This is a genomic window from Caballeronia sp. KNU42, assembly GCF_053760385.1.
Window position 1 is genome coordinate 317550 of the sequence record NZ_CM132389.1, and the last position, 13214, is coordinate 330763.

13 protein-coding genes are annotated in these 13214 nt (G+C 60.8%); 10 read left to right on the forward strand and 3 right to left on the reverse strand.

Translation table 11 applies throughout. From position 1 onward, the window contains the following. Positions 1-31: 31 nt before the first annotated feature. The gene (locus tag ACSOSP_RS20540) at positions 32-766 is read left to right on the forward strand and encodes an ethyl tert-butyl ether degradation protein EthD (protein ID WP_455312744.1); all 735 of its coding nucleotides are present in this window, start codon (positions 32-34) and stop codon (positions 764-766) included. A 211-nt stretch (positions 767-977) separates the two neighbouring features. Next, entirely contained in the window at positions 978-2099 is a 1122-nt protein-coding gene (locus ACSOSP_RS20545; protein WP_455312745.1) for a porin, read from the forward strand. Positions 2100-2173: 74 nt separating this feature from the next. Here the strand turns inward: ACSOSP_RS20545 and ACSOSP_RS20550 are convergent, their stop codons facing one another. Then, positions 2174-4933: an MGH1-like glycoside hydrolase domain-containing protein gene (locus ACSOSP_RS20550; protein ID WP_455312746.1), complete on the reverse strand. Its 2760-nt coding sequence runs from the start codon at positions 4931-4933 to the stop codon at positions 2174-2176. On the opposite strand from ACSOSP_RS20550, the gene ACSOSP_RS20555 reads away from it, so the two are divergent. Together ACSOSP_RS20555 and ACSOSP_RS20560 are read left to right on the forward strand one after the other, a co-directional pair. Next, positions 4932-5222 carry a hypothetical protein gene (locus tag ACSOSP_RS20555; protein WP_455312747.1) on the forward strand — a complete coding sequence of 97 codons (291 nt, stop codon included), beginning with the start codon at positions 4932-4934 and terminating at the stop codon, positions 5220-5222. The genes ACSOSP_RS20550 and ACSOSP_RS20555 overlap by 2 nt on opposite strands. 29 nt (positions 5223-5251) lie before the next feature. Further along, complete coding sequence (locus tag ACSOSP_RS20560; RefSeq protein ID WP_455312748.1) at positions 5252-6226, forward strand: PDR/VanB family oxidoreductase; 975 nt, start codon at positions 5252-5254, stop codon at positions 6224-6226. On the opposite strand, the gene ACSOSP_RS20565 is transcribed toward ACSOSP_RS20560, so the two are convergent. Further along, the gene (locus ACSOSP_RS20565) at positions 6223-7158 is read right to left on the reverse strand and encodes a LysR family transcriptional regulator (RefSeq protein WP_455312749.1); all 936 of its coding nucleotides are present in this window, start codon (positions 7156-7158) and stop codon (positions 6223-6225) included. The genes ACSOSP_RS20560 and ACSOSP_RS20565 overlap by 4 nt on opposite strands. A gap of 125 nt (positions 7159-7283) precedes the next feature. On the opposite strand from ACSOSP_RS20565, the gene ACSOSP_RS20570 reads away from it, so the two are divergent. The 6 genes from ACSOSP_RS20570 to ACSOSP_RS20595 are packed head-to-tail and all read left to right on the forward strand — an operon-like array spanning position 7284 to position 11903. After that, positions 7284-8576 carry an aromatic ring-hydroxylating oxygenase subunit alpha gene (locus ACSOSP_RS20570; RefSeq protein WP_455312750.1) on the forward strand — a complete coding sequence of 431 codons (1293 nt, stop codon included), beginning with the start codon at positions 7284-7286 and terminating at the stop codon, positions 8574-8576. 1 nt (position 8577) lies between these two features. Continuing rightward, a complete protein-coding gene (locus tag ACSOSP_RS20575) occupies positions 8578-9075 on the forward strand; it encodes an aromatic-ring-hydroxylating dioxygenase subunit beta (RefSeq protein ID WP_455312751.1) in 498 nt (165 codons plus the stop codon). 45 nt (positions 9076-9120) lie between these two features. Further along, positions 9121-9486 (forward strand): hypothetical protein, encoded by a 366-nt coding sequence (locus tag ACSOSP_RS20580; RefSeq protein WP_455312752.1) that lies wholly within the window; start codon positions 9121-9123, stop codon positions 9484-9486. Beyond that, entirely contained in the window at positions 9483-9995 is a 513-nt protein-coding gene (locus ACSOSP_RS20585; protein ID WP_455312753.1) for a nuclear transport factor 2 family protein, read from the forward strand. Before ACSOSP_RS20580 ends, ACSOSP_RS20585 begins: the two co-directional genes overlap by 4 nt. A gap of 13 nt (positions 9996-10008) precedes the next feature. Then, a complete protein-coding gene (locus ACSOSP_RS20590) occupies positions 10009-11148 on the forward strand; it encodes an amidase (RefSeq protein ID WP_455312754.1) in 1140 nt (379 codons plus the stop codon). Between the two features lie 11 nt (positions 11149-11159). Beyond that, on the forward strand, positions 11160-11903 hold the full coding sequence (locus ACSOSP_RS20595) for an SDR family NAD(P)-dependent oxidoreductase (RefSeq protein WP_455312755.1): 744 nt from the start codon (positions 11160-11162) through the stop codon (positions 11901-11903). Between the two features lie 63 nt (positions 11904-11966). Here ACSOSP_RS20595 and ACSOSP_RS20600 read toward each other — a convergent pair whose 3' ends face one another. Next, positions 11967-13205, reverse strand: coding sequence for a dienelactone hydrolase family protein (locus ACSOSP_RS20600; RefSeq protein ID WP_455312756.1), 1239 nt, complete (start codon positions 13203-13205; stop codon positions 11967-11969). Between the last annotated feature and the right edge of the window lie 9 nt (positions 13206-13214).

Sequence of the window (13214 nt, forward strand, 5' to 3'; positions counted from 1 at the left end):
CGTCTTGCACGCACCTGAGCTGATTTGATCCATGACATTCTCTTACTTCATCACGGCGACCAACGAGCACGATCCGCACGCGCGGATAAGCGCGGCACATCATGGGCTCATCGAGGACGCTATCCGCGCGACGCCTGACTTATTGAAGGCCGAGCTCCATACACCCGCCCAGATCACGACTTATCACGACGACGGGCATTCGCCCCTGCTCGCGCTCAGACTGGAGTTCGCCAGCATCGAGGCGCTCGAGGCGCAAGTCGCCGAGGGCGGACATCTCTGGCGGCTTGCGCACTCGGATGACTGGCGCGCGACAGGCGCAAGTCTCGTCACGCATCAAGCCATGCTCACCCGTTCGTTTTTACCTCTCACAAGCACGATCGCGGAACCGGCGTTGTGCAGCTATCTCGTGCATTACCCCGGCGCCGCGGAAAACTTCAACGACTGGCTTTCCTACTACGTCGCGCATCATCCGCAGATCATGCTCGACTATCCGAACGTACGGCAGGTCATCGTATTCACCCGGATCGACTGGTGTGAGTCGATGCCATGGACGCGCGTGAACTACATGCAGCGCAACATGCTGAGCTTTCCTTCACCGCAACTGCTCGCCGAGGCGCTGACCTCGCCCGTGCGTGCGCGAATGCGGGAAGACAACGGACAGTTTCCGTCGTTCTCAGGACGCGCTTGTCACTACCCGATGCTCACCACCGTGATCGCTCCAGACAACGGGAAAACCTTGGAAACGCCACCGTCTCTCGCACGCTGACATAAAAGGAGAAAACCAGAGGAGAAAACCAGGCCTGAAGAGGCTTCATTCAATATCTCACATTGCACGATCCAATATTAGCAATACTAATTATAAAAAATAGTCCGTCACGTTTGGAATTCAACTCCGTCAACTAATCGCCCCAAAAAAATCGAGCGTCAATAAGAACATTTTTGGGCGATCTATGCAGCACTTTAAGAGGATGTTTAAAATGCGTAGGAAAGTTCTGGTCACCGCTACCCTGCTCGGCTCCATTGCAGGCACCGCACACGCGCAAAGCAGCGTGACGTTATATGGGCTTGTCGATTCGGCCATCGGATACACGAGCAACATGGGTTCGACCAATGGCCACATCAATCACGGCATTCAGGCGCTGCCGGGCGCCATGTCGGCGAACCGCTGGGGCTTGCTCGGCTTCGAGGACATTGGCGGCGGTACGCAAGCCACCTTCAGGCTTGAAAACGGCTTCAACATTCAGAACGGCGCGCTTGGACAAGGCGGCCGGATGTTCGGCCGCAGCGCTTATGTGGGCCTCGTCAACAACACTTGGGGAACGGTAACGGCAGGCCGCCAATACATGCCGTTCCAGGAAGATGTGGGCAACGAAATGGCCGCCCTCTACATGTCAGGTTATACGTTCCACCCGTATGACAACGACGACATGAACTGCACATTCCGGCCCAACAACGCGATCAAGTACACGACGCCTACCATCGCCGGTTTCACCGCGAAGGCCCTGTATGCGTTTTCAAACCTCCCGGGTCAGATCAATACCAACCGCCTATGGAGTGGCAGCGCCGACTATGTGAACGGTCCCGTCCACCTCGATGCGGGTTTCTTCACCGTCACCCAGCCAGGCTACAGCACGGCCGGTGCGGAAGCGTCCGATAACACCTACGGCGCACTTCCGACGATTGCCGCCGGCGGCATTGCGAAGCACACCGTATGGGGCGCCGGCGGCACCTATACGTTCGGCTCGGTCCTCGCGAGCGTCATCTATACCAATGCGGCCTTCGACGCGACCGTCGGCGGCGCACTGAAGTTCAACAACTATGAAACGAGCTTGCGCTATCAGGTCACGCCCGCTACGGTGCTGACCGCGGCCTATCTCTACACGACTCAAAGAAGCACCGTTGCCACCGGTGGAAACACGCACTACAACCAGGGTGCGTTAGGTATCAACTACTTCCTGTCGAAGACGACCGACTTGTACAGCAACGTTGTCTACCAGAGAGCCGCCGGTGCGGCCCATGCGTGGATTCTCAACGGAACGGCGGCGTCCAGCAACAACAGCCAGTTCATGGCCCTGGTCGGGATCCGGAAGAAGTTCTAGAAGCCCGGATGAGCTGACGGCACTGTGCCGGAGGATGCGCGAATTTGCCAACGCGCATTCCAGCAGCCGGAACGCTAACGCGCCATCGACGGTGCGGTGACTTCGGCCACCGGTGCAGCCACTGAACCGGCATCAGGCGCCACATGAGACAGCTTCATCACGCGCGGCTGAAGCAGCAACGCAACGAGCCCACTCCAGCCGGTCTGATGCGAAGCACCGACGCCGCGTCCGTTATCGCCATGGAAGTACTCATGGAACAGGACGAGATCCTGCGAACGCGGGTCGGCCTGCAGCATCGGATAGGCCGCCATGACAGGCCGCATGCCGTATGCATCCTTGAGAAAGAGTGTGGTGACGCGCCGCGCGAGATCGTCAGCAATCTCGCTCAGTGAACAGTCGTTGCCCGATCCCGTCGGATATTCGACGCGAAACTCATCGCCGTAGTAGCGATGGAACTCGTACAGCGACTCGATCAGCAAGTAGTTGACGGGCATCCAGATTGGCCCGCGCCAGTTCGAATTGCCGCCGAACGAACGCGAATCCGATTCCCCCGGTTCGTATTTGATGCAGAAGCTCGTGCCGTCATGATCGAAGAGGTACGGCGCATCCCGATGCACGCGGGACAAAGCGCGTATGCCGTGCTCGGAGAGAAACTCGTCTTCATCAAGGGCGCGCTGCAACAGCGCTTTCATCCGGTGTCCGCGCAACATCGACAGCAGCGTAGTGTTACCTTTGCCGGGTTCGGTCCAGCGCGACACCAGCTTTGCCAGGTTCGGCCGATGCTCAAGGAACCACGCCAGCCGCTCGCGCAATCCCGGTAGATGGCCGTACACCCGCTCCTCGAGCACGTGAACGGCGAAGAGCGGAATCAGCCCGACGATCGAACGAATGCGCATGGGCACACGGGTACCGTCCGGAAGGCGCAATACGTCGTAGAAAAATTCGTCTTGTTCTTCCCATAACCCGGTGCTGCAGCCTTCGCTGCAACTGACCGCTTCCGCGATATACAGGAAATGCTCGAAGAACTTCACCGCGATTTCCACATACGCGTTGTTCGTCATCGCCAGTTCGAGACCGATCTGCATCAGGTCGAGCGCGTAGGAGGCCATCCATGCCGTGCCATCGGCCTGGTCGATGTGGCCACCGGTCGGTAGCGGCGAAGACCGGTCGAAGATGCCCACGTTGTCGAGCCCGAGAAAACCGCCCTGGAAGATGTTGCGGTCGTCGGCGTCCTTGCGGTTGACCCACCACGAGAAATTGAGCAGCAGCTTGTGGAACATGACTTCGAGAAACGCGTGATCGCCAACGCCGGTCACCTCCCGGTCGAGTTCGTACACACGCCATGTTGCCCACGCATGAACCGGCGGATTCGCGTCGCCGAACGCCCACTCGTAGGCAGGCAATTGCCCGTTCGGATGCATGTAGCGCTCCTTCACGAGCAGCAGCAATTGCTGCTTCGCGAAGCCGGGATCGATCATGGCGAACGCAGCCGCATGAAATGCGAGGTCCCACGACGCGTACCATGGGTACTCCCACTTGTCGGGCATCGACACGATGTCGCCATTGCACATGTGCCGCCAGTCCGCGTTGCGCCCGCGCCTGCGTACTCTCGGCGGCGTGGGTTGGCCGGGGTCGCCGTCGTGCCAGCGCGTCACGTCGAACTGGTAGTACTGCTTCGACCACAGCATGCCGGCTAGCGCCTGACGCTGTACGAGCCGCGCATCGGCGTCGGTGATGTCGTGCTGAAGCGCCGCATAGAATTCGTCGGCCTCTGCTTGCCGGCGCGCGAAGAGCGCTTCCATGTCGAGTGGCGCGGCATCCTGAGCCGCAGTTGCAGACGCTTCGGGACGCCACCGCAAATACACCACCGAGCGCTCATGAGGCGCGAGCTCCAGGTACACATGCGCAGCGGCACGGGTGCCCCTGTCGCGCCGGATTGCCTGCTCGTCCGCGTCGATGAGGTAGTCGTTGATGCCATCCTTGAATGGCCCGGGGCCCGCTCCATCGAAGCCGAAAACGCGGCGCATATTCGTTTCGTTTTCGCAGAAGAGCCACTCGATCGTCTGCTGCGCCGACGCCGTCACGATCATCGTTCCCAGCGCGGGGTTGCGTGCAATGACACGTGCGCCCTCCCGTGCGTTCGGCTCCAGTTTGAGCGACGGCTTGCCGGGCTTGCCCGACCACGCCCATCTGTTACGCGCCCAGAATTGCGGCAACACATGAAGCGCCGCGCGGTGATCCGCACGGTTTTCGACGGTAACGCGCATCACGATATCGTCGGGTGTGTGCTTTGCATACTCGATGCAGACATCGAAGTAGCGGTTATCGTCGAACACGCCTGTATCGAGGATTTCATATTCGGGCTGATCGGCGCCGCGCCGCCTGTTTTCGTCGATCAGGTCCTGGTATGGGAATGCGTAATGAGGATACCTGTACAGCATCTTCATGTACGAATGCGTCGGCGTGCCGTCGAGATAGAAGTAAAGCTCCTTTACGTCCTCACCGTGGTTACCCTGCTCATTCGTCAGCCCGAAGAGCCGCTCCTTGATGATCGGATCGTGCCCGTTCCAGAGCGCGAGCGAGACGCACCAGTCGAGCGGGTCGTTGCCGAACCCGCCAATGCCGTCCTCACCCCAGCGGTACATGCGGCTGCGCGCATGATCGTGCGGGAAGTAGTCCCATGCGGTGCCGTATTCGCTGTAGTCCTCGCGAACAGTGCCCCATTGCCGCTCGCTCAAATACGGTCCCCAGCGGCGCCATTGATCGAGTTCCGGACCATGAAGCCGGGCGCCTTCCTTCGACTGGAGAAGATTGACTGCGCGTAGCGGTTGCATGGAATCTCCCGATTGCGTGCTGGAACCCGAGGTGATGGTTGATCGAGGCACTCCGGCCGCCTCCTTCGCAAACCATACCCTGCATGATGGCCTGCTGTGGAAGAGTACCCTGCCGGCGGAACCTGCTCAACTGCGCCGGCAACCCATTCCCCTGCCGGCTGCACCGACCAAAATAAACCCGATTGATATCACTATCGATTTATTATCGATTTGGCCTATCTTTGATATGCCTGTATTTTCCAATACAGCGCGCTCCGGCCAAATCCCTCGTTCCCGTTGCACGCGTTAATCGTCAATCGAAAAGCAGCCCCACACACCATGAACTCTTCCGTCATCACCGTCTGCGTCGATGCTGTGCGCGACGAAGCCCCCGGTATCCGCTCCTACGTCATCTCGCGCGTCGACGGCGCGCCGCTCGACGCATACGAGCCGGGCGCTCATATCGATGTAACCAGTCCCACCGGTGTCACCCGTCAATATTCGCTGTGTGGTGACCCGGATCTGCGGGACCAGCATCTTTTCGCGGTCAAGCGTGAAGACGCTTCACGGGGCGGATCGAGTTCGCTGCACGACCACGTTGAGCCGGGCGCGCATCTGTTGATCGGAGCGCCGCGCAGCCTGTTTCGCCTTGACCCAGCGGCCACCGAACATATCCTGATCGCAGCCGGGATCGGCATTACGCCGCTACTGAGCATGGCGTACCGCCTGGTTCGACAGAATGCTTCGTTCAAGCTGCATTATTTCATTCGCGACCAGGCGAGCGCTGCCTTCATCCCGTTGCTCTCGCAGCCTCCTTTCGCCGCTAATGTGGTGCTCCATTGCGGCGTCGAACCGGATCGCGTCGATGCGGAAGTTAGCGGGTGCCTCGCAGGCATCGCTCCGGGCGCCCACGTCTACACATGCGGCCCGGGCGTGTTCATGAATCGCGTGGTGAGCGTGGCGGAGCAACACGTCCGCGCTGAATCGATCCATCTGGAACGGTTCGCCGCCGATCCCGATCCCGATGCGGCCACCGCCCCCGCTCTCGATTCCTTCGACGTGGAAATCGCCAGCACAGGGTCGAGAGTTCGGGTGAGCGAGGGCATGTCGATCGTGCAGGCGCTCGCGTCCATCGACATCATCGTCGACACGTCCTGTGGTGAAGGCGTCTGCGGCACCTGCATGGTGGATGTCGTCAGCGGCGAGCCTGAACATCGTGATCATTGCCTGAGCAAATCGGAACGCGCTAGCGGCACGGTCATTTGCTGCTGCGTCTCACGCTCGCGGTCTCCCGTGCTGGTGCTAGACCTCTAGGCCTCCGCCAGCGGAAACTGATCGAAGGTCTGCACCCTCTCGCTGAGCAATTCACGCAGCCAGGCATTGCCTTCATCGTTGTTGAAGTTCTCGTGCCAGTGCATCGATACGGACGCACCGGGTAACTGGACCGGCAATTCGTAGACCTTGAAGCGGCCATCGCGGTTAAAGATCTGGGCGAGCCGGCGTGGCAGCGTCGCGTAGTAATCCGTCACGCCGAGCACGCTGGGCAACGCGACGAAGTGCGGCAATTCCAGCAGCGTATTGCGCCCGACGCCTTGCGAGCGGAACGCGTCTTCCAGTGCGTGGTGACTGTGCTCGACCGACAGGATCTGCACGTGCGGCGCTGCGGTGAACGCGGCCAGATCGATCTGCGCGCCGCGCGGCAAGCCGCGACGCTTGCGCGTCATGCACACGTAAGTCTCTTCGAACAAAAGCCGATGGCACGTTCGCGCCGTGAGTTCCGGCAAATTGCCGATCGCGAAATCCAGCCGGCTCACCCTCAACGCTTCTTCAATCTCCTCCACGGGCGTCGGCTCTATGCGCAGCTTCACGCGCGGCGCGAGCCGCTGCAAGGCCGCGCAGATCGGCGGCAAATACGCCAACTCCCCCGCATCCGATAACGACAGCCTGAAGGTCCGCGTACTGATGGCCGGATCGAACCGTTCCGCATAACGCAGGGCTTCGCGCACCGTATCCAGCGCCCGCGCCACGATAGCCGCCAGTTCGAGCGCGATCGGTGTCGGCTGCATGCCGACCCGCGTGCGGATAAAAAGCGGGTCGTCGAAAAGCGTGCGCAGGCGGCCAAGCGAATAGCTGACCGCCGGCTGCGACAACGCGAGGCGCTGCCCCGCCTGCGTCAGGCTGCGCTCTTCGATGATCGCGTTGAAGACGCGCAACAAGTTGAGGTCGACGTGGTCGATCGAGGTCATGATATTTGCCAGATTGATGGACGCACCGATTTTAGATGAATTTGACCTATAAGCGCCATCGGCCGACACTTCAATGCATAACTAGCACTAGCGCTACGGCCCACCCTACATTACTCAGGTCATTGATGAGCGATATCCATCCCACGGCCTCTCAGGTCATCGATACAAGCGCGCTCTACAAACGCGCGGAAGCCGACCGCGTTTCGCCGTCGCTTTATAACGATCCGGCGATTTTCGAAGCGGAACTCGAACGCATCTTCTACAAGACATGGATCTGGGTTGCGCATGAAAGCGAGCTGCCGAAGCCGGGCGACTTTCGTACGACGACAATCGGACGCCAGCCAGTGATCGTGGTCCGCGACAAGAGCGGTGAAATCAATGTGCTCGAGAACCGCTGCCGCCATCGCGGCGCAACCGTCTGCGAGCAGCACAAAGGCAACGCGCGCGGGTTTACCTGCCCGTATCACAGCTGGACGTACGGACTCGACGGCGCGCTGCGCGCATTGCCGTATGGCGATGGTTACGAGGGTATTGTCGACAAGACCGAACTGCCGCTGAAGAGCCTGCGCGTCGGCATCTATCACGGACTGATTTTCGCGAGCTTCGATCAGTCGATCGAACCTCTGGAGGACTTCCTGGGCGGAGCGAAACCGTGGATCGACCTGTTCATGAAACAGGGCGCGGGATTTCCGGTCAAGGCGAACGGCGAACACAAGTTCAAGTTCAAGGGCAACTGGAAGATCCAGCTCGAAAACACGACCGACCTGTATCACTTCCCCGTCGTCCACAAATCGTGGATGAAGACCATCGACGACGAAACCGCCGCTGCGATCACCAGCTTCATGACCAGCGACAAAGCGTTTTGCCGCTCGCTTGGCAACGGCCATAGTCTCGCCGTCCTGGTTCCCGAGATTGTCGACCTGGACGAAGACAACGGAGCGCCGATCCCGATGCGCTACGAGGCGCTGGCGGAGTCTTTGGCCAAGGACTATCCGCCCGATCAGGTGAGACGAATCGTGCGCTCGCTGATGGGCGTCGGTTTCAACCTGAACCTGTTTCCGAACCTGGCGTTATCGATGGCATTTTTCCGCGTACTGCGGCCCATCTCGGTGGAAGAGACCGAGATCCGTCATGTGGCGCTCGGCATGGACGGCGGTCCCGAAGAAGCCAACCGCGCACGCTTGCGGGTGCATGAACATTTCCAGGGCCCATTCGGTTTCGGCAGCCCCGACGACGCCGAAGCGTGGGAGCGCGTGCAGCGCGGCTCGCATGCGGGACCCGACGTACCGATCCTCGTCAATCGCGGCTTGAACCGCGAAACCACCGCGGCGAACGGCGAGAAAACGGCACACGCCACCGACGAAACCGGCATGCGCGCCGCCTACGCGAAATGGCGCGAGCTGATGGAGCAGCAATAACATGGACGATACCAACGCCCTCCTCATGCAACCCGTGTTCGCGAAAGCCGTGCAGTTCATCTGGCGTGAAGCCGAGATTCTGGACCGGAAGGATTATCGTGCGTGGCTCGATCTTTGGTCGCCCAAGGGGTTCTACGTGGTGCCCATCGACCCGCTTGCGACCGACTTCGCGGACACGCTGAACTACGTTTATGACGATGAAACGATGCGCGCATTGCGCGTGCAGCGGCTGAGCTCGGGCTATTCACCATCCGTCACGGACGCCGCGCGCACGGTACGCACCGTGTCGCGCTTTACGATGTCGAGTGACTCGGCGGACACAGTCGACGTACGCAGCGCTCAGGTCGTGGTCGCCTACAAGCGCGGTGTCAGCGCGCTGTTCGCGGCGGACGTGGAGCATCGCATTGACCTGTCCGGCGGCGAGCCGCGCATTGTGCAGAAGGTCGTAAGGCTGATCGATTCCACCGACGCGCTCAACGCGATCGGGTTTTTGCTCTAGCTCGCTACACTGGCAATCCGATAAAAATTTCAGGAGAACTCCACCATGGTGGACGACGTATCGTTGCCTCTGCGGGTACTGTTTTGCTGCGGCGTAACGCAGAATTTCTTCGACCTTCCGCGCGAGCAGATCGGCACGGTCTGGCAGGCCTATGGTGCGATGCTGAAGAGCATCGAGGCCATGGAAGGGGTCAAGGTCCTCGGCATCATGGACGACGACCGCGTAGTGGTGGGTCAGTCCGCCGGCGCGCCGTGGACCTTCTACATCATGGCCGATGTCGACAGCTTCGACACGGCGGCGGCCGTCTGCAACCTGTACCGGACCACGCCCGTGGGCGAATACAACCTGTGGCGCTACGGCAAGATAGAAGCCCGCATAGGCCGGGCGCTGAGCGTGCCGAACCCGGCATGAACGACACCTTGGCCAATCTCACTGCCCGGCTCGCCGTGCTCGAGGCCGAGCGTGCGGTGCGCCGGACCATGATGCGATACATGGCGCTCTGCGATGTGCCATCGGGTGGCCGGCCGTACGAGACGCTCGCTGAGCTATTCAGCGAAGACGCCATATGGCAAGGCGTCGGCCCCCAGTACGCAGAAAAGTTCGGCGCGCTCACCGGCCGCGAAGCGATCGTCGCGATGCTCGCGCGCTACCTGCCGCCTACGCCGCATTTCAGCGTGAACACGCACTTCATGGCATCGGAGACTATTGATGTCGATGCCGCCGCAACGCATGCCACCGGGCGCTGGATCATGTTGCAGGCATCGGGCTATGTAACGGGCGGGGCCGAGCTGGTATCGGCGAGACTTGATGTGGATTTCGTGCCGGCCGCTGACGGCCAGCGCTGGCTCATCAAACATTTCCGCACGCAACGCCTGTTCGATGCGCCCTGGCAAGTCCATCCCTCCACACCCAGCCCTTAGGGCCGCTTAGGCAATGAACGAATTCATCAGCGAATTTACGCTTGGCGACGCCGACGGCCCGAGCATTGCGCTCAAGGACACCATCGACGTCGCGGGATATCCGACCACGGCGGCAAGCCGTGCGTTACTGGATACCCCGCCGGCGCAAAGTCACGCGGACGTGGTGGACCGCTTGCTTGCGCAGGGTTGGCGCGTGGTCGGCAAGACCAACATGCACGAGCTGGCGTTCGGCATGACCGGCATCAACGACTTCACCGGCACGCCCGAGAATCCGCAGGACGAGACGCGGATTCCGGGCGGTTCGTCGAGCGGGTCAGCTGCGGCGGTCGGGCTGCATCTGTCGTCCGCGGCGCTCGGCACCGACACCGGCGGCTCGGTGCGCGGTCCCGCTGCCTGCTGCGGCGTGATTGGCATGAAGCCGACCTTCGGTCGCGTGTCGCGACGCGGTGTGGCGCCGGCACGAAGCACGCTCGATTGCGTCGGACCGTTTGCGCGCGAGATGCTGACGCTGATCGACGTAATGGCTGCCATAGCACCTGGCTTCGATGAACACGTAGCGAACACGATGCCGTCATCGATCAGGATCGGCGTAGTGTCCGCCGATGCAACCCCTGAGATCAGCGACGCCGTGGCAAACGCGCCGTCGCTCGCGGGCTTCACATCGCAGGGCATCGAGTTGCTCAACCTGCGCGCCGCGTTCGATGCAGGCCTCACCGTGATCAACGCCGAAACGTGGGCCGCGTTCGGGCACTTGCTCGAGACGGGCAAGCTCGGTGCGGATCTGGATGCACGCTTGCGGATGGCGTCGAAGACGACCGAGGCTGATCTTGCCGTTGCTGAAACGGTGCGGGCGCGCTTTACCGCCGAGGTCGATCATGCATTGCAGAACGTCGATGTCATCGTGCTGCCGACACTCCCCGCGCTCCCGATTACACTGGAGGCGGCGAGGAACGGTACGCCGGTGATCGCCATGTCGTCGTTGATCCGGCCATTTAATCTCAGCGGCCATCCCGCGCTCAGCCTGCCCTTGCCGATTGCCGGTTCGCCCCTGCGAGCAGGTTTGCAGATCGTCGGACGCAAGGGCGAGGATGAACTCGTTTGCGCTATCGCCGCTTGTTTTGAAGCTTGTTTTGAAGGTGCGTTCGTTCAATGATTGAAGACAGCATGACGGACAGGGTAGTCCTGGTGACGGGCGCGGCGCGGGGTCTGGGCGCGGTCATCGCACGGCGCTTTCACGCATCGGGATATCGCGTGGCGATCGGCGATATTGCGTTCAACGCCGCGCAGGAACTGGCGAGCGAACTCAGCGCCGATCACTCGAGCGCGTTTGCATTGAATCTCGACGTGACATCGAAGGCGGATTTCAGCGCTGCACGCGATGCGATCCTGAACAAGTGGCAACGCATCGATGCACTGGTCAACAACGCGGGTGCATCGAAGGTCGTGCCGGTGATGGACATCACGGCGGAGCAATTCGACCATGTCATCAACGTGAATCTACGCAGCGTGTTATTCGGATGCCAGGTCTTCGGCCAGCATTTCGCCGATGCAGGTACGGGACGCATAGTGAATATCGCATCGCTTGCGGGCCAGAATGGCGGCTCTGCAACGGGCGCGCACTACGCGGCATCGAAAGGCGGCGTGATTACGCTCACCAAGGTGTTCGCGCGTGACCTCGCCTCACGCGGCGTCACGGTCAACGCCATTTCACCCGGCCCGATGGACTTGCCCATCGTTCATGAAAGCGTGCCCGCCGACAAGTTGAACGTAGTCATTGCGAGCATTCCGGGCGGACGTCTTGGCTCGGCCGATTACGTCGCCGATGTGGCCGTCATGCTGGCCGCAGAGAACGCTTACTTCGCGAACGGGGCGTGCTGGGATGTGAACGGCGGCTTGTTCATGCGCTGAGGTGTGTGCTTTTAAGGCGATGGAACCACGTGATGCCATCGCCCTTCCTCATCCCTTTCCGCGTTAAACCGGCTTGCCTTCACTCGATGCCCAGTTCGGCATCAAGGTATTCGTCGGCAAGGTTTCATCGACCATCTTCTTCGCGGTCTGAATGCCCGCGACCGGCAAGCCTGTTGGATCAAGCGCGCCGATCTGCACCAGCACCGACGCCTGGTCCCAATAGATATGCTCGTTGTACAGCTTGTCGCCGCGAAAGCAGATGACCGCGAGCATGGGCACTTCGAAGTATTTTCCAGTCGGCTTAAGCCCAGGCAACAGCCAGTCGATTTCCCGATCATGCGTCGCGCAGAACACGAACTCGTCGACCACGCGATCCGAGCCGATCGTGCGCGACACTGGAATCAGGCGCGTATCCGCCGGATTCGAATCGACGAAATGGTACTTGTAGAAACGCTTGAGCTGGTCATGGCCGACACCGCCGGTCATCGTGGGAACGTGGTTGACGTAAGGCTGCGCCACCATGGTCGGCATCACGGCGTTGACGTCGCGCGTGCCGAATTCGTAGTAGCAATGCATCTCCCAAAGCTGGTTCAGGTCGTACACGGGACCGAGCACTTTACGCAGCAACGTCATGGTCCGCGAATACGCCATCATGGCCGCGGGTTTGTCGAAGTGCTCGCGCTCGGGCGTCGCGAACGCGTGGTCGCAACCCGGATACACATAGGTTTCAATCGACGCTTTTTGCTTGAGCGCCGCGATGATCTTTTCACGCGATGCCGCCGGCGTCATCACGTCGTTCTCGGCGAAGTGGAAGATCATCGGGCAGTGGATCGCCGGGATCTTGTTTATGTAGGCTTCGAGTCCCACGCCGTAGTAGCTCACGGCGCAATCCACGTCGGTGCGCGCGGCTGCGAGCATCGCGAGGCGCCCTCCCAGGCAATAGCCGATCGTGCCGACCTTGCCCGCCTGCTCAGGCAAGGCACGGATCGCGGCGATGGTCGCGGCAATGTCGTTGACCGCGTTCTCTTCGTCGAGCCTTTCGTTGTAACCGAGCGCTTCCTTGAAATCCGCTTCGCCGTAGCCGAGTTCCACGCCCGGCTTCATGCGCCAGAATAGATCCGGAACCAGCACCACGTAGCCTTCCTCGGCATAACGGTCGGCCATCGACTTCATGTAGCCGTTGATGCCGAATATCTCCTGCAGCAACACGAGGCCGGGACCCGACCCTTGCGCCGGCTTCGCGAGATACGCCGCGAACTGGCCGCCGTCTTGCGCTGTCACCTGGATTGTCTGACCGCTCATTATCTCTCC

Excerpts from the sequence above, each read along its gene's own strand:
- ACSOSP_RS20540 (WP_455312744.1), top strand. The coding sequence starts at position 32 with ATGACATTCTCTTACTTCATCACGGCGACCAACGAGCACGATCCGCAC.
- ACSOSP_RS20545 (WP_455312745.1), top strand. The coding sequence starts at position 978 with ATGCGTAGGAAAGTTCTGGTCACCGCTACCCTGCTCGGCTCCATTGCA.
- ACSOSP_RS20555 (WP_455312747.1), top strand. The coding sequence starts at position 4,932 with ATGGAATCTCCCGATTGCGTGCTGGAACCCGAGGTGATGGTTGATCGA.
- ACSOSP_RS20550 (WP_455312746.1), bottom strand. The coding sequence starts at position 4,933 with ATGCAACCGCTACGCGCAGTCAATCTTCTCCAGTCGAAGGAAGGCGCC.
- ACSOSP_RS20560 (WP_455312748.1), top strand. The coding sequence starts at position 5,252 with ATGAACTCTTCCGTCATCACCGTCTGCGTCGATGCTGTGCGCGACGAA.
- ACSOSP_RS20565 (WP_455312749.1), bottom strand. The coding sequence starts at position 7,158 with ATGACCTCGATCGACCACGTCGACCTCAACTTGTTGCGCGTCTTCAAC.
- ACSOSP_RS20570 (WP_455312750.1), top strand. The coding sequence starts at position 7,284 with ATGAGCGATATCCATCCCACGGCCTCTCAGGTCATCGATACAAGCGCG.
- ACSOSP_RS20575 (WP_455312751.1), top strand. The coding sequence starts at position 8,578 with ATGGACGATACCAACGCCCTCCTCATGCAACCCGTGTTCGCGAAAGCC.
- ACSOSP_RS20580 (WP_455312752.1), top strand. The coding sequence starts at position 9,121 with ATGGTGGACGACGTATCGTTGCCTCTGCGGGTACTGTTTTGCTGCGGC.
- ACSOSP_RS20585 (WP_455312753.1), top strand. The coding sequence starts at position 9,483 with ATGAACGACACCTTGGCCAATCTCACTGCCCGGCTCGCCGTGCTCGAG.
- ACSOSP_RS20590 (WP_455312754.1), top strand. The coding sequence starts at position 10,009 with ATGAACGAATTCATCAGCGAATTTACGCTTGGCGACGCCGACGGCCCG.
- ACSOSP_RS20595 (WP_455312755.1), top strand. The coding sequence starts at position 11,160 with ATGACGGACAGGGTAGTCCTGGTGACGGGCGCGGCGCGGGGTCTGGGC.
- ACSOSP_RS20600 (WP_455312756.1), bottom strand. The coding sequence starts at position 13,205 with ATGAGCGGTCAGACAATCCAGGTGACAGCGCAAGACGGCGGCCAGTTC.